At 60.2% G+C, this 18,044-nt stretch carries 11 protein-coding genes; 4 read left to right on the top strand and 7 right to left on the bottom strand.

The features are described 5' to 3' along the window. Nucleotides 1–72 precede the first annotated feature (72 nt). Nucleotides 73–417, top strand: coding sequence for a hypothetical protein (locus K9B37_RS02115; RefSeq protein WP_224311125.1), 345 nt, complete (start codon nt 73–75; stop codon nt 415–417). 3 nt (nt 418–420) lie between these two features. Here K9B37_RS02115 and K9B37_RS02110 read toward each other — a convergent pair whose 3' ends face one another. From K9B37_RS02110 to K9B37_RS02100, 3 genes are all read right to left on the bottom strand, one after another. Continuing rightward, nucleotides 421–1,305, bottom strand: coding sequence for a serine hydrolase domain-containing protein (locus tag K9B37_RS02110; protein ID WP_224311124.1), 885 nt, complete (start codon nt 1,303–1,305; stop codon nt 421–423). Nucleotides 1,306–1,308: 3 nt separating this feature from the next. Then, nucleotides 1,309–4,830 (bottom strand): transcription-repair coupling factor, encoded by a 3,522-nt coding sequence (gene mfd / locus K9B37_RS02105; RefSeq protein ID WP_224311123.1) that lies wholly within the window; start codon nt 4,828–4,830, stop codon nt 1,309–1,311. Between the two features lie 67 nt (nt 4,831–4,897). Then, nucleotides 4,898–5,194, bottom strand: a complete 297-nt coding sequence (locus K9B37_RS02100) for a succinate dehydrogenase assembly factor 2 (protein ID WP_224311122.1) — start codon at nt 5,192–5,194, stop codon at nt 4,898–4,900. An 89-nt stretch (nt 5,195–5,283) separates the two neighbouring features. On the opposite strand from K9B37_RS02100, the gene recG reads away from it, so the two are divergent. Continuing rightward, on the top strand, nt 5,284–7,401 hold the full coding sequence (gene recG, locus K9B37_RS02095) for an ATP-dependent DNA helicase RecG (RefSeq protein ID WP_224311121.1): 2,118 nt from the start codon (nt 5,284–5,286) through the stop codon (nt 7,399–7,401). Between the two features lie 3 nt (nt 7,402–7,404). Here the strand turns inward: recG and K9B37_RS02090 are convergent, their stop codons facing one another. The 3 genes from K9B37_RS02090 to glmU form a co-directional block, all read right to left on the bottom strand. Then, nucleotides 7,405–9,600 (bottom strand): tetratricopeptide repeat protein, encoded by a 2,196-nt coding sequence (locus K9B37_RS02090; protein ID WP_224311120.1) that lies wholly within the window; start codon nt 9,598–9,600, stop codon nt 7,405–7,407. Between the two features lie 146 nt (nt 9,601–9,746). Then, a complete protein-coding gene (gene glmS, locus K9B37_RS02085) occupies nt 9,747–11,573 on the bottom strand; it encodes a glutamine--fructose-6-phosphate transaminase (isomerizing) (RefSeq protein WP_224311119.1) in 1,827 nt (608 codons plus the stop codon). Nucleotides 11,574–11,682: 109 nt separating this feature from the next. Beyond that, nucleotides 11,683–13,056 (bottom strand): bifunctional UDP-N-acetylglucosamine diphosphorylase/glucosamine-1-phosphate N-acetyltransferase GlmU, encoded by a 1,374-nt coding sequence (gene glmU, locus K9B37_RS02080; RefSeq protein WP_224311118.1) that lies wholly within the window; start codon nt 13,054–13,056, stop codon nt 11,683–11,685. A gap of 182 nt (nt 13,057–13,238) precedes the next feature. Between glmU and K9B37_RS02075 the strand changes: the two genes are divergently transcribed. Both K9B37_RS02075 and mdoH read left to right on the top strand, forming a co-directional pair. Next, nucleotides 13,239–14,807, top strand: coding sequence for an OpgD/OpgG family glucan biosynthesis protein (locus K9B37_RS02075; protein ID WP_224311117.1), 1,569 nt, complete (start codon nt 13,239–13,241; stop codon nt 14,805–14,807). Continuing rightward, the gene (mdoH, locus tag K9B37_RS02070) at nt 14,783–16,972 is read left to right on the top strand and encodes a glucans biosynthesis glucosyltransferase MdoH (RefSeq protein ID WP_224311116.1); all 2,190 of its coding nucleotides are present in this window, start codon (nt 14,783–14,785) and stop codon (nt 16,970–16,972) included. Before K9B37_RS02075 ends, mdoH begins: the two co-directional genes overlap by 25 nt. 11 nt (nt 16,973–16,983) lie before the next feature. Here the strand turns inward: mdoH and gcvA are convergent, their stop codons facing one another. Beyond that, a complete protein-coding gene (gcvA, locus tag K9B37_RS02065) occupies nt 16,984–17,919 on the bottom strand; it encodes a transcriptional regulator GcvA (RefSeq protein ID WP_224311115.1) in 936 nt (311 codons plus the stop codon). Nucleotides 17,920–18,044: the final 125 nt, after the last annotated feature.

Genomic DNA, 18,044 nt, shown 5'->3' with positions numbered 1-18,044 from the left:
AAACAATCCCTGGTATCAGGCGTTGGAGGCATATCCCAGATGTGCCCCTAAGTTTTGCTGCAGGATGCCGATATGAACGGAATGCAGAAGGTTCTCGTCGTCGACAATGGCGAACGCGAACCGGACAGTGCCTTGTCCGCCGAGCTTGCGGGTATGGGTTACGCCAGCGTGACGACCTCCTATGAGGCGGCGGACGATGTCTTGGCGGTGATCCCGAATCCCACGGCGGTCGTGCTGCAGATGTCTCAACATGCCGACTGGTCCGAGCGCCGCCGATTTCTAGAGCTTGCCCATCGCCTCCGCAGGACCCTGTCGCCGAGCGGGGTTCCGGTCCTGATTGCCGGCGGCACGAGCGGCGCTCTCACGATGCTCCAGAACGAGCTTGGCTCACAGGCCGTCGCCGGTCCCGACCTCTGAGCGTCAAACGCCGATCAGGCCGAAAGCCTCTTCTTCCGTCGGTCCAGCATCATCGCCGAACCGAACGAGCGCTGCCGTCAGGCCGGTATTCGCCAGGGACCTGTAGACGGCGATCGAGCTGCCCGGTCCTCCTCCCGTGTGTCCTATAACCTCGCCCTTCGTCGTTTCCCCCGCCATAACTCCGAGCCCATAGCCCGGCTTCAGCCAGGAGCGTCCGGGAACAGGTCCAGGTAGAAAGTGAGCGCTCCGCAATTCCTCAAGCAATTCGACTGATAGGAACTGCGTAGACAGAAGCCGATCCAACAGAAGAGCCGCATCGGCCACTGTACCAACCACAAGCCCGTGATAGACCCAGCCCGGATGATACCAATCCGCTTGGCCCATCTGAACGCCCTGTAGATCTGCCGCGTTCTCCGCGACCCTTGCGCTCTCGATCGTCAGAGGATCAAAGACGAGTCCGCGTAGAGCCGAGTCGAGGCGGGTCCGAGAGGTCTCCTTGATCAGGCGTGCCACGAGAGCGTAGCCGATATTGGAATAGGCCCATCCATGCCCCGGCTCATAACGCAGCCGTTCCGCGTCGCACCGGTCTGCAATCTCCGCGAAAGTCCATGGCAGATCCTGCCGCTCGACGGCTTCATGGTAGGCCGAGAGCCCGCCATAGTCGGGGAGACCGGCGCGGTGCTGGAGCAGGTGCCGAAGGGTATAGCCCTTTGATGAAACGGGCTCGTCGAGCGTCAGGAGGCCTTTCGCCACGAGGCGCAATGCAGAGGCGGCTAGAATGGTTTTCGTAAAGCTCCACCACGGGACGGTCTGATCCGCTTTCCGTGATGCAATCACTTTGCCCTGATAGACGAGCGCCCATGGGCTTCCTTCATGGGGCGCTGCCACCGGTCACGCTGCCTTCTTCTCGGCAATGCGGACGAGACTACGCAGGATCGAGGTCGTCGCCTTGATCCTTTCGTCGGCGCTTTCCACATCGCGGATGAAGACGATCTTCATGTCCGGCCGCACCTTCGCGAAGGATGCCTGCTCAGCCACATAGGAAACGAGACCCGCAGGATTGGCAAAGGAGTTGTCGCGGAACGAGACGATGATGCCCTTGGGGCCGCCATCGACCTTCTCGACATTGGCACGCCGGCAGAGAACCTTGATCGACATGATCTTGAGAAGCTGGCTGACTTCCGACGGCAGAGGGCCAAAGCGATCGATCAGTTCCGCGCCGAAAGCATCGATCTCGCTGTCAGTCTCTAGGGTGGAGAGACGGCGATAGAGACCAAGGCGCAGTTGCAGATCCTGGACATAGGTTTCCGGAATCATCACCGGCGCGCCGACGGCAATGGTCGGTGACCATTGATCCTCGGTCGGTTCTTCGATGCCGGCCTTGAGCTGCGCAACGGCTTCTTCGAGCATCTGCTGATAGAGTTCGTAGCCCACTTCCTTGATATGACCGGACTGCTCCTCGCCGAGAAGATTGCCGGCGCCACGGATATCGAGATCGTGGGATGCCAGCTGGAAGCCGGCGCCGAGCGTATCGAGGCTCTGCAGCACCTTGAGGCGACGCTCCGCCTGGACGGTGAGCGGTTTGTTCGCTGGAACGGCGAAGAGCGCATAAGCGCGCGTCTTCGAACGCCCGACACGGCCGCGCAGCTGATAGAGCTGCGACAGGCCGAACATGTCGGCTCGGTGGACGATGAGCGTGTTCGCCGTTGGGATATCGAGGCCTGATTCCACGATCGTAGTGGACAACAGGATATCGTATTTCCCCTCATAGAACGCCGTCATCACGTCCTCGAGCTGGCCGGCGGCCATCTGGCCGTGCGCCACCGCCACCTTGGCTTCCGGCACTTCCTTGTCCAGGAACGCCTTGATCTCTCCCAGATCGTCCAGGCGCGGCACCACATAGAATGCCTGGCCGCCGCGGTACCGCTCGCGCAGCAACGCTTCCCGAATGAGCAGCGGATCGAACGGGGTCACGAAGGTCCGGACTGCCAAACGATCGACAGGCGGCGTCGTGATGAGCGACAATTCGCGGACGCCCGTCAGCGCGAGCTGAAGCGTCCGAGGAATAGGCGTCGCGGAGAGTGTGAGGACGTGGACTTCGGCGCGCAATTCTTTCAGGCGCTCCTTGTGAGCGACGCCGAAATGCTGCTCCTCGTCGACGATGATCAGCCCCAGGTCCTTGAACGTGATCGACTTGCCCAGCAGGGCATGCGTGCCGACCACGATGTCGACTGACCCGTCAGTCAGTCCCTCCTTGACCTTTTTCAGCTCCGCGTTCGGGACAAACCGCGAGGCCTGCGCGATGTTGAGAGGCAGGCCGCGGAAGCGGTCCGTGAAGGTCTTGAAATGCTGCCGTGCCAGAAGGGTCGTGGGAACGACCACCGCAACTTGCTTGCCGTTCATGGCCGATACGAAGGCGGCGCGGAGCGCGACCTCTGTCTTGCCGAAGCCCACATCGCCGCAAACGAGGCGGTCCATCGGGCGGCCCGACCCCAGATCGTCGAGAACCGCGTCGATGGCGTTGAGCTGATCTTCCGTCTCCTCGTATGGGAAGCGCGCTGAAAACTCGTCGTACAGGCCCGAAGGCGGCGGCAGGCGCGGAGCATCCTTGAGAATGCGCGAGGCGGCGATCTTCATGAGTGCACCGGCCATTTCGCGGATGCGCTGCTTCATCCGCGCCTTGCGGGCCTGCCAAGCGCCGCCGCCGAGCTTGTCGAGCTGGACTTCCGTCTCTTCCGATCCGTATCGGGTCAGAAGTTCGATGTTCTCGACTGGGAGGAAAAGGCGGTCGCCACCGGCATAGTGCAGTTCAAGGCAATCGTGCGGCGCGCCTGCCGCCTCGATGGTCTTGAGCCCCTCGAAGCGCCCGATGCCATGGTCCACGTGCACCACGAGATCGCCCGGGGTCAGGGCAGCAACCTCGGTGAGGAAGTCCTGCGGTCGCTTGGACTTGCGCTTCTGGCGCACCAGGCGGTCACCGAGGATATCCTGCTCGCTGATGACAGCGAGGTCGCCGGCCTCGAAACCGGATTCGAGGCTCCAGACACCGACGCCGATCTCGATACGCGGCAGCGCCAGAGCGTCGGAGAGCCTCGGAACGAGGCTTGTCTGGCGCAAGTCATGGTCCTGGAGCACATGCGTCAGACGCTCGCGGGAGCCTTCCGACCAGGCCCCGACGATCACCCGCTTGCCGGCGGTCTGGAGAGCGCGGACATGCTGGACCACAGCTGCGAAGACATTTCCGCTCTCGTCGGCCCGCTCGGCAATGAAATTCCTGCCGCGCCGGGCTTCGCAATCGATCACCAGATGCTCGCCCGATTCAGGAACCGCAAAGGGCGTGAGGCGGGCCAGAGGCAGCGTGGATGTCCGGGAGGCCCATTCGTCCGGCTTCAGATAAAGAGCGTCCGGCGGAAGTGGCCGATAGGGCGCGACGCCCGGCTGGTTCTGGCCGAGACCCTCGCGACGGGCGTCGTAATAGTCCTGGACCTGCGACAACCGCTCGGCCGCAGCGTCGTCGGCGAGGGCATCGAAAACGATGGGAACGCCAGCCACGTAGTCGAAGAGCGTATCGAGGTGGTCGTGGAACAGCGGCAGCCAATGTTCGAGGCCCGGATACCGCCGCCCCTCGCTAATCGCCTCATAGAGGCGGTCATCCCGCGTCGGCGCTCCAAACGCGGCCACGTAGGTCTGCCGAAAGCGTTTGATGCTCTCAGTGGTGAGCTGAACCTCGCTCATGGGAACGAGATCGAGCGAGCGGAGCATTCCGACGGTGCGCTGAGTCTCGGGATCGAAGGATCGGATCGACTCCAGAGCATCCCCGAAAAAGTCGAGACGAACGGGATTGGGCAGTCCGGCCGGAAACAGATCGATGATACCGCCACGCACCGCGTATTCGCCCGTGTCGCGGACGGTGCTCGTGCGCAGGAAGCCGTTGGTTTCCAGCCAATTGATGAGAAGGGTCGTGTCGACCACGTTCCCCGGAGCTGCAGAGAAGGTCTCCGCGGCAATCCGCGTTCTGGGAGGGACACGCTGGACGAGGGCATTGACCGTGGTGGAGAGGATACGCGGACGCTCCTCGGAGGTCTTCGACCGCGTGAGACGCGCAAGGGTGGTCATCCGCTGCGCGGTAATGGCGGTATTCGGCGACACGCGGTCGTACGGCTGGCAGTCCCAAGCTGGGAACGGCAGGATCTCGATCTGCGGCGCGATGAAGCCGAGGCTGTTGGCGAAGTTCTGCTGGCGGAGCCCGTCTCTCGCCACATGAACGAGCACGGCCGGCCCCTCGATCGTGCCGGAGAGGCTCTTGGCGAGATCGGCAACGGCGAGTGCATCGAAGCCATCCGGAACGCTCGAAAGCGTCAGGGACTTGCCCTTCGCGAGGGTGTCGACGGCACGGATCAAAGCGGGTTTCATCGGAGAATAGCCAAAATAATGCAACGCGGGCCCGCAGGCCCGGTTCGAATGACAACGGATTTGAGGCTCAGACGTGAATCGGGCTGGTGTGGGAATGGAAGCCCTTTAGCCGCCGGAACACTGCGGTGTCATAGTTCTCGGGCGTCGATGCCTCGCCGGTGATCCAGGAAAGGAGGTCCCGGTCCGGCACCTCGATCAGCCGCTCGAACTCCGCGAGGTCCTCCTCCGACATGCTGCCGATTTCCTCATCGGCGAAGCGGCCCATGATCAGGTCCATCTCGCGCATGCCGCGATGCCAGGATCGAAACAATGTGCGCCTGCGCCGAACGTCGAGGTCTGCACTCGTGCGTGTGGTTCCGCTCATGGATATTCTCCATTTGTTCGATGAAGGGCGTCGCGTCGGGGCGGCTTGGCCGCTATATAACCATCCTGACCCGAGTTGCCACCGTTAGAATGTCATTGCGCCCATCCATTCTCGATCCATTTTTCGCTCCGGCTACCACCCTGCCGGGAGTGGGACCCAAGATCGCACCCTTGCTGGACCGCCTGCTCGGGGAGCCGGGCCGTCCTGCCCGCGTCATGGATCTATTGTTTCATATTCCCAATGGCGGCGTTGCCCGGGAGATGAAAGGCTCCATCGCTGACGCGCCGGTCGGCGAGCCCGTAACATTATCGGTGACCGTAGCAGCACATCGCCCGCCGCCGCCAGGTCGCCGCGCGCCCTATCGCATTCTTGTCGAGGACGAGACGGGCGACGTGGTCCTTGTCTTCTTCAACGGACAGAAGGCTCGCCTGGAGAAGCTCCTGCCGCTCGGCGAGCGTCGCTACGTTTCCGGAAAGATCGAGCTGTGGGACGGCATGCGTCAGATGGTCCATCCCGACCGCATCCTGGATGATCGTGGAATCGAGAACCTGCCGGCAGTGGAAGCTATCTATGGCCTGACCGAGGGCCTCTCCTCGCGAATGGTCGGGCGCTACATGAGCGCTGCCCTTGAACGACTTCCGACCCTGCCCGAATGGCAGGATCCGTCCTGGCTGTTCCGCAACGCATTGCCGCCGATGGCGCAGGCTCTGGCACTGCTTCACCGCCCGGACGATGCCCGCGCACTGTCCGAAGAGGCGCTGGCGAAATCGGCACCGCGTCGTCGGCTTGCTTATGACGAGCTCCTGGCGTCCCAGCTCGCCCTGGCGCTCGTCCGCAGCCGGATGCGCCGCCTGCCGGGACGTGTGAATGCGGGCGATGGGCATCTGGTCGAGCGGCTGAAACGCGCCCTGCCCTTCGGACTGACTTCCTCTCAGCAGAAGGCAGTCGACGATATTCGCCAGGACCTTGTCGCCGACAAGAGAATGCTGCGGCTGCTCCAGGGCGACGTGGGATCAGGCAAGACCGTGGTCGGGCTTCTTGCCATGGCGAGCGCCATCGAAGCCGGGCGTCAGGCCGCCCTCATGGCGCCGACGGAAATTCTGGCACGCCAGCACTTCGAGCGGATCGCCCCCATGGCTCGTGAGGCGGGCCTGTCCATCGCGCTCCTGACGGGGCGTGAGAAGGGTGCGGAACGGCGCGCAATACTTGCCGGGCTTGCGGACGGTACCATTCAGATTGCGGTCGGAACGCATGCGCTGTTCCAGGAAGGCGTCGCGTTTCACGATCTCGGCGTGGCGGTCGTGGACGAGCAGCACCGCTTCGGTGTCCACCAGCGCTTGGCGCTCGGGAGCAAGGGACAAGCGGTCGATATCCTGGTGATGACGGCGACTCCGATTCCACGGACGCTCGCCCTCACCTATTTCGGCGACATGGACGTCTCCGTCCTAAACGAGAAGCCCGCCGGCCGTAAGCCGATTGCGACCAAACTCATTTCGATCGAGCGTATCGACGAGGTAGTCGGCGCTATCGGCCGCGCCGTCGCCAACGGCGATCAGGTGTATTGGGTCTGCCCGTTGGTGGGCGAGTCCGAGACTGTCGACCTCGCAGCCGCCGAGGAACGTTTTGAGGAGCTGAAGAGCGTCTTCGGTAACCAAGTCGGCCTCGTCCATGGAAAGCTTGCCGGCCGCGACAAGGACGCCGCCATGGAGCGGTTCTCCAAGGGAGAAACGAAGATCCTTGTGTCCACGACCGTCATCGAAGTTGGTGTCGATGTACCGCAGGCTTCCGTCATGGTGATCGAGCACGCAGAGCGTTTCGGATTGGCGCAGCTCCATCAGCTGCGCGGGCGGATCGGTCGCGGCTCGCGCTCTTCCACATGCCTTCTCGTCTACAAAGGGCCACTTGGTCAGACCGCACAGGCGCGGCTGGAGATGATGCGCCAGACGGAAGATGGATTCCGGATCGCTGAGGAGGATCTACGCCTACGTGGCGAAGGCGAGGTGCTGGGCACTCGCCAATCCGGCTTGCCGGGCTTCAGGCTCGCCCGCGTCGAGGTGGACGGCGATCTGCTCGCGGCGGCACGAGACGATGCGAGGCTCATCGTCGACCGGGACCCTGAACTGATCAGTGAGCGCGGCCAGGCCCTGCGCGTGCTGTTATATCTCTTCGAACGCGACTCCGCGATCAAGCTGCTGCGCGCGGGATAAGTTTTATACGACAGCAGATAGATCGATGTGATCCGGCACCAAGCCATTGTGATATCGCGTATAAGCAGCCTCGTAAGCGGCCTCCATATTTTGGGTAAAGCGTTCCGTGTCGAAGAGAGGGCACGTTGCTAAATTCTGTGCAAGCTTTGATTTGATTGTAGTCAGCAATGAAGGTTCACAAGCCAGTCTGACAGCAAGTGCCGTGTATTCTTCGTCTGAATTCGCGATCAACTCTGGCAGTCTGGTCGCTGTGAGCAGGCTGGCGCCGATCCGGCTGGCAAAGGACTTACCGGCTCGTGTTAAAACCGGCAGGCCTACTCTCAGCGCGTTACTTGCCGTCGCGCCAGCATTGTACGGGTGAGTGTCGAGGAACAGATCGGCAAGCTTGAGACGCGCCAAGTGATCCTCAAGCGGCGTTCTGTTCGCGAAAATTAGCCGGTCGGGATCGACAGCTCGCTTCTCCGCTTCTAATCGCAGATTCTTGACCGCGGCTTTGTTGCTAGCATAAAGCCAAAGAACACTTCGGGGCGCAGCTTTTAAGATGGAAGCCCATAAATCGAAATTTTCCGGAGTGATCTTGTAGTTGTTATTGAACGAGCAATAGACGAATTTATCCTCTGGTAAGCCAAATTCTGTCCGATAAAAGGGTTTGTTCGATATTTTTTGCTTATCATCGTTACACTGATAGCAACTCAGATAGAGAATTTTCTCGCTATAGTTCTCCCTGGCGCTAGGGGGAACTATCATCGGATCCGCCACTAGATAGTCCACGTGGCGCGTCCCCAGGGTTCCGAGATAACCTAGGTAACTCAATTGAATCGGCGCCGCACGCTCGGCAAATATATCAGGGCGCGCATCACCGCTAAGACCATTCAAATCGACAGCAATGTCGATATCGAGCGTCCTGGCGAGAGATGTGATCTCACGATCGGATCTAGAATGAACGTCGATGAAATGCTCGACCGAACCAGCAATTCTATCGCGCCAAGCGTCGCGACACTTCGGACCGAATGAAAAGCAGTGGATCTCGAATTTTTTCCTGTCATGGCGCTCGAACATGCCCGCCAGCAGGTGAGATACGGGATGGTCGCTGAAATCGGACGAGAAATAGCCAATCTTAAGTCGTTGGCTTTTGCTTTTCTTAGCCAGCGGCGGCAGCAGCTGTCTGCCTGGGTGTTTGTCCGTCATATAAAGTTCAGCGGCTGCTTTATGTAGCTGTGGATCATCGACAAGTGACAGCGCAATGAACGGAACGACAATCTTCCGCTGCGCGGAAAGCTCTTTGGTCAGAAGATCGACCTGTGTTCTAAAATGCTCCCAGCACCCGATGTGGGCCTTCCCATGGATAATATCGCCGAGGAGATAATCAGAGCGCGGACTAAGAGAGAATGCCATTTCGAAACACGCGAGTCCTTCCTCGACACGTCCCAAATAAGTTAAGGCAGCTCCCTTGAAGTGATACCCCTTGGCAAAGTTAGGCTGAATTTCGATTGCTTGATCGATACATTTTAGCGCTTCCTGTGATTGCATAAGATTTGAGAGCAGGACGCTTTTGAGATGATATGCGTCCACAAATTCGGGCTGAATTTCGATTGCCCTGTCCAAGCTTGCTATGGCTTCCGAAAAACGTTTGAGCAATGTCAGAATCTCGGCTTTGCAATAGTGCGCGCTCGTATAATTGTACTGACTCGCAATCGCTTGTTCGTAACTGACCAGAGCGTGCTCAAGCCGACCGAGCTTCGCCATCGCACCGCCGTGATTAAATGCGGCCTTTGCATAGTTGGGTCGAATGGTCAGCGCATTGTCGTAGCTTGAAATGGCCTCCTCTAGCCGATCCATCTCCTTTAATAGATTGCCTCGATTAAAATAAGCTTCGGCGTGGTTAGGCCTAAGCATCAGAGTAGCATGGTATTGGAAGAGTGATTCTTCATGCCGATTAAGACGACTTAGTGCTATAGCTAAGTTAAATCTCGTTTCGGGATGCTCGGGGAATATTTCCACCGATCGAGATAGATATAAGACGCACTCTTCTACATCACCGAGTTGATAAGCCGCAGTGCCGATGAGGCGTAATAAGTCTGGATTTCTTGGTTCTGCTTGAGCGATTCGCAGATAAATAGCCTTGGCCTGATCGATATGCCCCGCTCGGTGCAGTGATAAGGCCTGTTGAAGTAGATCAGCTTGTTTATATTCAACCATTTACCGAATGGTGCATCCATAAAAGAGATGTCACTAATACGATATACCATTTAATTTGAATTTTAAAGATACCGGTCGCTCGAAGAAAATGCCGATGACCGAAGATGTCATCAGCTGACGAGACAGAGTGCCAGCTTACGGAGAGATCACTCCACCGTCACCGATTTCGCGAGATTGCGTGGCTGATCGACGTCTTTGCCCATGAAGACGGCGGTGTGATACGCAAGCAGCTGGATCGGCACCGCGTGCACGATAGGCGCGACGATGGGGTGGGCCATCGGCATGACGATGGTCGCCATCGTATCGAGTCCGGCTTCGAGAGCGCCCTTCTCGTCCGTGATGAGAATGATGCGCCCGCCACGAGCGGCAACTTCCTGCATGTTCGACACGGTCTTTTCGAACACGGAATCGTGCGGGGCGATGACGATCACCGGCATGGCTTCGTCGATGAGTGCGATCGGACCGTGCTTCAATTCACCGGCCGCATAACCTTCCGCGTGAATATAGGAGATTTCCTTCAGCTTCAGGGCTCCTTCGAGCGCCAGCGGATAGGATGTCCCACGTCCGAGATAGAGAACATCCTTGGCCTTGGAGACCTCGCGCGCGAGGATCTCGATCTGATGTTCGCGCTTGATGGCCTCGCTCATGAGTCCGGGAACGCCGATGAGGGCATCTACGATTGTCTTCTCATCTTCGGCGCTAAGCGTCCCGCGGGCCCGTCCGGCGGCGATTGCGAGCGCAAGGAGCACCGTGAGCTGACACGTGAACGCCTTCGTCGAGGCGACTCCGACCTCCACGCCGGCGAGCGTCGAGGCGATCACATCGCTTTCGCGCGCCATCGTCGAAGTGGGAACGTTCACGACTGACAGTACATGCTGCCCCTCGGCACTCGCATAGCGCAGGGAGGCCAGCGTGTCGGCGGTTTCGCCGGATTGCGACACGAAGAGAGCAAGTTCGCCCGGCTCCATCGGCGCTTCCCGGTAGCGGAACTCGGACGCCACATCGATCTCGACTGGAATACGAGCCAGCCGCTCGAACCAGTATTTCGAAATCAGACCGGCCAGATAGGCCGTACCGCAGGCAGAGATCGAAATCCGTTTCAGGTCCTTGAAGTCAAATGGAAGATCGATGGGCAGCTCGACCCGACCGGCCGTGCAGTTCACGTAGTGTGCAAGCGTCCGGCCGACGACCTCTGGCTGTTCATGGATCTCCTTGGCCATGAAGTGCCGGTAATTGCCCTTGTCTGCGATGAATGAGCCGGAAAGAATTTTATGACGCGGGCGATGCACCAGCTGGCCGTTCTCGTCGTGAATATCGACGCTCTTGTGGCGCAGGATGGCCCAATCTCCATCCTCGAGGTAGGCGATCTCATCCGTCAAAGGTGCAAGTGCGAGCGCATCGGAACCGAGATAGGTCTCGCCATCCCCATAGCCGATAGCAAGCGGCGCGCCGTGACGCGCACCGATCATCAGATCGTCCTCGCCAGAGAAGATAAAACCTAGAGCGAAAGCTCCCCGCAGGCGCGGCAGAGTCACGGCCACTGCCTCTATCGGCGGGCGTCCCTGGCGCATCTCGTAGGTGACGAGTTGTGCGACGACCTCTGTGTCCGTCTCGGTCTCGAAGCGCATCCCCTTCGTCTCGAGAAAGGCCTTCAGCTCACGGAAATTCTCGATGATGCCGTTATGGACGACCGCCAGTCTGTCGGTGGCGTGCGGATGGGCATTGGTCTCGTTCGGCTTGCCATGTGTCGCCCAACGGGTATGCCCGATGCCGATCACGCCGGACAGCGGCGCCTGCGACAGCTTGACCTCGAGGTTACGCAGCTTTCCTTCCGCGCGACGGCGGTCCAGTTGGCCGTTCTCCAGAGTTGCGACGCCGGCAGAATCGTAACCGCGATATTCAAGCCGCCTGAGAGCCTCGACGATCTGCTCGGCAACCGGTTCATTGCCGACGATTCCAACGATTCCGCACATGTGGAGTCATGTCCCTTGAAGGCTCTTCGCCCGTTAAGCTTACGGTTCTGCTACAAAGGCGAGAGGGTTACCTCAAATCAACTTCCATGACCGATTGTGACATATAGCATCATTTCGACTTCGAAGCCTTTGACTTGAGCCGGAAATTCCGTGCCCATTCCTCTTTCGTCACCTGCCGCCCGCGGGCGAGAGCAAGGGCATCCTCGGGGATGTCCTCGGTAATGACCGACCCGGAACCCACGAAAGCTCCCGCTCCGATCCGCACCGGCGCCACGAGCGATGAGTTCGATCCGATGAAGGCGCCGTCCCCGATTTCAGTCCGATGCTTGTTGAACCCATCGTAATTGCAGGTGATCGCACCGGCGCCGATATTGACCTCGGCCCCGACGCTCGCGTCGCCGAGATAGGTCAGGTGACTGACCTTCGCGCCTGCTCCGAGCTGGGTATTCTTGATCTCGACGAAGTTGCCGATCTTCGCTCCTGCGCCGACGGCGGCTCCTGGCCGCAGACGTGCGAATGGGCCGATGCCGGAATGCGACGCGATCGTCGCCCCTTCCAGATGGCTGAAGCTGTGAATCACAACACCGTCCTCGACGACGACACCCGGTCCGAACACCACATGCGGCTCGACGACCACATCCCGACCGAGCTTCGTATCGTAACTCAGAAACACGGTCTCAGGCGCTACGAGGGTCGCGCCGTCGATCATCGCCCTCTGACGTAGCCGCCCCTGAATCATCGCTTCGGCCTGAGCGAGCTGTGCCCGGTCGTTGACGCCGTGGACCTCCTCCTCGGAGACGACAATGGCCTCCGCCTTGTGCCCGAGCGTGCGGGCAATCGCTACCGCGTCGGTCAGATAGTATTCGCCCTTGGCGTTCTTGTTGTCGATCCTGTCGAGCAAGCTGAGCGCCACATCACCCCTGAGCGCCATGAGACCGCCGTTGCAGAGGCGAATCGCCCGCTCTTCTTCGCTTGCATCCTTGTGCTCGCGAATATCCATGAGTTCATTGCCGGACAGGATGAGGCGGCCATACCCCGTCGGGTCCTTGGCCTCGAAGCCGAGCGACACGACGGCAGCTCCTCGCGAAAGCGGCTCCCGCAATCGCGCCAATGTCTCGATGCTGACCAGGGGCGTGTCCGCATAGACGACGATGACGTCGTCCGGCTGCCGCGCCAGGGCGTCGCGCGCACTCAGAACGGCATGTCCCGTGCCAAGTCTGTCTTTCTGAATGAAGATCTCCGGATCGGCGAAGTGCCGACGCGCCTCTTTCGCTACGTCATCCCGATCCGGTCCCACGACCACAGCGATCCGATCTGCGCCCGCTGCGGCGACGGCGGCGAGGACGTGTCCGAGCATGGAGCGGTTGGCGATCGCATGCATGACCTTCGGTGTTTTGGATTTCATGCGCGTCCCCTCGCCGGCCGCGAGAACGACGGCGAGGCAGGTCCGGGACGACGCGTTCATGGGGGAAGAGGGTGTCATAGGGTTTCGTTCCAGCTGCGGTTTGCAGGGCTGCTAGCCCATTCCGGGGTATTCCGGCAATCATCCGTTCATTAAAATGCTCAAGTCACCCACCAATTCGTTTCCTTCAGCCCTATCTTTGCTGATATGTACGGGCTCACCTCTGCCCGGCTTATTTGCCCCGTTCACACATGAGTTCTGCCGTGCCTGTTTCGAAGGCCCCGCGCCTCTTCCATCCCCGTCGGCGCGACATGCTGGCCTATCTCGGCGTGTCTCTCGCCGGCCTCGCATATTCGTCGCCTCTTCGAGCCCAGACTTTTCAGGCGACCATACAGGCGCGAATGGGAGACGGTCAGCGGTTTGATCCGGCAGTCGTGGTGGATATCGCGCGCCAACTGGCGAAGAAGCCCTTTGTTGCGCCGCCGAACGATCTGCCTGACGTCTTCTCGAATCTCAATTACGAACAGTATATCGGCATCAAGTCGTCGCAACAGCCGATCTGGATCCAAGAGGGGCGCGGCATCGCCGTCGAACCCCTCCATCGCGGGTTCGTGTTCACGAACACGGTCGACATCTTTCTCGTGGAAGACGGCGCCGTGCGCCGGATCGGCTATGATCCGACGAAGTTCGATTTCGGCCGTATCAATGTTCCGGCTAACCTTACGGATATCGGTTTTTCCGGTTTCCGGCTCATAGGGGTCTCCCCTGACACCCCTCCCTTCGATTTCGCAATCGTTCAAGGTGCGACGTTTTTCCGCGCCATTGCACGAGGCCAGAACTTCGGAGCGATCGCCCGGGCCCTCACCCTCAAACCAGCGGATCCGAAGGGAGAGGAATTTCCATCCTTCCGGGCGTTCTGGCTCGAGCGGCCCGCCATCGGCAGCAACAGCCTGACGGCGCATGGAATCATCGACTCGGAATCCGCGTCCGCCGCCATTCGCATGACCTTCCGGCCTGGCGACATGACCATCGTCGATGTCGAGCTGACCCTCTTCCCGCGCGTCAATCTGGATCACGTGGGGCTCGGCGGGATCGGATCGACCTATTTCTATGGACCGAATGACCGTCGCAATGCGGATGATTTCCGCCCTGCCGTTTATGAATCGACGGGCCTTCAGATGCTGAACGGCAAGGGGGAATGGCTCTGGCGGCCGCTTCAAAACCCCGACACGCTGCAGATTTCCGCCTTCGTCGACGAGTCTCCGCGCGGCTTCGGTCTGATCCAGCGCGATCGGTCCTTCGAGACGTTTCAGGACGATGAGGCCCGCTTCGAACGCCGGCCGAGTCTTTGGATCGAGCCGTTGGGCGATTGGTCCCAGGGCAGTGTCCAACTCCTTGAAATTCCGACGGACGCCGAGATCAACGACAACATTCTCACCTATTGGCGCCCGAAGGCTCCGATGGCTCCCGGCTCCGAAGTGCCGTTTGCCTATCGGCAATATTGGTGCTGGACCCCTCCCGAACGGCCGCCGCTTGCGACGGTCACGGGAACGCGGGTGGGTCGAGGCTCGACCGGGCGTCGCAGGAAGTTTGCAGTCGAGTTCGTAGGGGATACTCTGGGTGACAATCTCCCCCAGGACCTTAAATCTGTCCTTACGGTCAGCCCAGGTTCATTTCATAACCTTAAGGTTTGGCCTTATCCGGAACGAAAGGCGGTCCGTGTAGTCTTCGAACTTGACCCGGGTAACGAAAACACGTCTGAGATGCGCCTCATTCTCGAAGCTGGCGGGAAGCAGATTAGCGAAACATGGCTCTATCGTTGGACACCATAGGTCCCGACACGAAGAATACCGCGAAGGGGCGGCTGGAACCCGCTATGCCGCCCGAGAATCGTCTCGAGATGCCGACTCAATCGCTCGGACGGTGGTCTGCCTCCCAGGAGCGCAAGCCGGTCGTCGACCGTTCCCGCTGGCGGACCTATCTGGCGCGTTTGTTCGTTTTCGGCGGCGGCCTGATCCTGACCGGCTACGGCACCTATGAAATGTACCAGGTGGTGTCGGTCAGCCGGACTACCGTGCTGCAGTGGCTGCTGGTTGCGCTTTTTACCGTCAACTTCTCATGGATCGCCGTCGCCTTCACGAGCGCGCTTCTGGGTTTCTTCGCGCTTCTGTCCCAGTCCCGGGGTCGCGGGCCCCTACCGACGACCCTGTCGTGCCGGACGGCTATCGTCATGCCGGTCTACAACGAACAGACATCGCGAACCTATGCGGCACTCGAAGCGATCCATGAATCGGTCGAGGCGACCGGACTCGGCGCTCATTTCGACTACTTCATCCTTTCGGATACCACGGATCCCGAGGCGTGGATTGCGGAGGAGCGCGCGTTCCTGGCTTTGCGCCAACGCTTGGGGCCGCAGGCGCGTTTCTTCTACCGGCACCGGGAGAAGAACCATCATCGCAAGGCGGGCAACATCGCGGACTTCGTGATGCGCTGGGGTGGCCATTACGAGCATATGCTCGTCCTCGATGCGGACAGCCTCATGACCGGCGAATGCATCGTGCGCCTTGCTGCGGCGATGGAGGCCGATCCCGATGCGGGCATCATTCAGTCGCTGCCGCTGATCATCAATCGCAACACCCTCTTCGCCCGCCTGCAGCAGTTCGCAGCCCGGGTAACGGGGCCGGTGATCGCCATGGGCCTTTCCGTATGGATGGGACGGGATGGTAATTACTGGGGGCACAACGCGATCATCCGCACCAGAGCCTTTGCCGACCAGGCAGGTCTGCCGGATCTCAAGGGCAGGCCACCGTTCGGCGGTCACATCCTCAGCCACGATTTCGTCGAGGCGGCTCTTTTGCGACGGGCCGGCTGGGACGTGTATATGTTGGCGGATCTCGATGGGTCCTATGAAGAAAGCCCTCCATCGCTGATCGATCTCTCCGCGCGAGACCGTCGCTGGTGCCAGGGCAATCTCCAGCATATGCGAGTCATCGGCGCGAAGGGCCTGAAGCTGCCGACGCGACAGCACTTCGCCACGGGGATCATGTCCTACCTCGCATCCCCCTTCTGGCTGTTCCAGCTGATCGTCGGTATCGCGCTGGTCCTGCAAACGACCTATATTCGGCCCGAATATTTCGCTCGCGACTTCCGGCTGTATCCGATCTGGCCGCGGTTCGATCCCGAGCGAGCGCTGGCCCTGTTCGCTCTGACGATGGGGATTCTGCTTGCTCCCAAGATCTTTGGCACGCTCCTGATGCTCCTGCGGGGTCATGAGCGCCGGGCCTCCGGCGGCGGCATCAGGGTCGTGCTATCGTCCCTGATCGAGATCATCCTCTCGGCGCTTCTGGCGCCGATCCTGATGCTGATTCAATCCGGTTCGGTGTTCCAGATCCTTCTCGGACGCGACACGGGATGGCAACCCCAGCGTCGTGACGATGGATCGATCCCCTTGCGGGACATTGTCCGCCGCCACCGTTGGCACACCGTCCTCGGCCTCTTGAGCGGCATTTCGGCTTTCATGATCGCGACGTCCCTGTTTCTCTGGATGTCACCGACGATCCTCGGCCTGCTGCTGGCAATCCCCCTCTCCTGGCTCAGTGGCCAGCTGGGAGCAGGATTGGCCCTGAAGCGCCTTGGCTTACTGAGGACGCCAGAGGAGTTCAGGCCCCCGGCGATTGCGATCAGGGCCAACGAACTGCAGCAGCGAAATGCGACCTTCGGGTACGACGATCAGGATGGTCTTCTGTCTCTCTACTGCGATCCCGAACTGCGCGAGCGGCATGTGGAGATGCTATCGCCGACTTCTCGCAGGAAAAGGGGCGAGATCGAAACCGACCGCGCCTTGGCGGAGGCGAAGCTGGGCGATGCCGAGACGATCGAGGATGTCCTGGCCTGGCTCAAGCCCAAAGAGCGGATCGCCATCCTCAAGGACCCGGCGCTCCTGACACGTCTCGTCGGTCTGAAGTCCGGCACAAGTGCGATCAAGGCCGCCGAATGAGATGATCCCGATCAGGCGAGAGCCTGTTTAGGATCTGACGCATCCATTCTCTTCGCATCGCTCGCCAGCTCGCTGGTCAGCCAATCCCGAAACGCTTGAATCTTGTGTGCCCGGCGGCGGGCCTTGGGATAGACGATCCAATAGCTTCGATCTGCTGTGACAACGAGATCGAAGGGCTGGATGAGACGACCCTCCGCCAGATCGCCGCGGAAGAAAAAGGGATTGACGAGGGCAACGCCCTGCCCCGCCATGGCGGCCATTCCTTCGAATTGCTGGGCCCCCAGAGAAAAATCCGGGCGGTTGGACAGGTCGATACAGGAGACGCCGGCGGCCGTGAACCAGTCCTGCCACCACGGATCGCTCGGCGCGATCAGGGGGAGGTTCAGCAGATCTGCCGGCTCCCTCAGATTTGCGCGCCGCAGGAGGTCTGGGCTGCAGACCGGCGTAAACTGGTTTGGAAAGAGGAAATGGGATTCCAAGCCCGGCCACGTGCCGGTACCGCTGCGAATTCCAAGATCGAAATCGCTTTTAGAGAAATCGACCAGTTGCGAGTTGACGTCGATCTGGACGGCGATTCCGGGATGGAGCTGCTGAAAGCGCCCAAGGCGAGGCACCAGCCAGTTGGCTGCGACCGTCGTCAGAGTGGTGATGCTCAGCGTCGCCTGTACCGCCTCGTCGATTCCGTCGAAGGCTGCTCGCAACAGGTCGAAAGCTTCCGTCACGGACGGAGCCAATTGGCTTCCGTGGGCTGTCAGGGCCACATGGCGTGCGTGACGCACGAAAAGCGGCGCTCCGACACGATCCTCCAGCATTCGGATCTGGTAGCTGACCGCCGCCTGGGTCATCCCTAACTCCTCGGCGGCCCTCGTGAAGCTCTGGTGGCGAGCCGCGGCCTCAAAGACCCGAACGGCGCTCATCGGCGGAAGTTTAAGAGAATTCTTGGACATGGCTAACCCATAAGCCTGCCTTATGGCAGACATCTGCCTTTCGCTTTGTCAAGACTCGGATGTGGGCGCATCCTCCAACCAGTCGCCGAAGGGAATTCCATCGGCTCCGTAACAATCGGATGATC

The sequence above is a fragment of the Microvirga puerhi genome, assembly GCF_020089865.1.
GTDB classification, from domain to species: domain Bacteria; phylum Pseudomonadota; class Alphaproteobacteria; order Rhizobiales; family Beijerinckiaceae; genus Microvirga; species Microvirga puerhi.
The sequence above is the reverse complement of the archived record's forward strand: the minus strand, read 5'-3'. Positions and strand labels throughout refer to the sequence as shown.

Excerpts from the sequence above, each read along its gene's own strand:
- K9B37_RS02115 (WP_224311125.1), top strand. The coding sequence starts at position 73 with ATGAACGGAATGCAGAAGGTTCTCGTCGTCGACAATGGCGAACGCGAA.
- mfd (WP_224311123.1), bottom strand. The coding sequence starts at position 4,830 with ATGAAACCCGCTTTGATCCGTGCCGTCGACACCCTCGCGAAGGGCAAG.
- K9B37_RS02100 (WP_224311122.1), bottom strand. The coding sequence starts at position 5,194 with ATGAGCGGAACCACACGCACGAGTGCAGACCTCGACGTTCGGCGCAGG.
- recG (WP_224311121.1), top strand. The coding sequence starts at position 5,284 with ATGTCATTGCGCCCATCCATTCTCGATCCATTTTTCGCTCCGGCTACC.
- K9B37_RS02090 (WP_224311120.1), bottom strand. The coding sequence starts at position 9,600 with ATGGTTGAATATAAACAAGCTGATCTACTTCAACAGGCCTTATCACTG.
- glmS (WP_224311119.1), bottom strand. The coding sequence starts at position 11,573 with ATGTGCGGAATCGTTGGAATCGTCGGCAATGAACCGGTTGCCGAGCAG.
- glmU (WP_224311118.1), bottom strand. The coding sequence starts at position 13,056 with ATGACACCCTCTTCCCCCATGAACGCGTCGTCCCGGACCTGCCTCGCC.
- mdoH (WP_224311116.1), top strand. The coding sequence starts at position 14,783 with ATGGCTCTATCGTTGGACACCATAGGTCCCGACACGAAGAATACCGCG.
- gcvA (WP_224311115.1), bottom strand. The coding sequence starts at position 17,919 with ATGTCCAAGAATTCTCTTAAACTTCCGCCGATGAGCGCCGTTCGGGTC.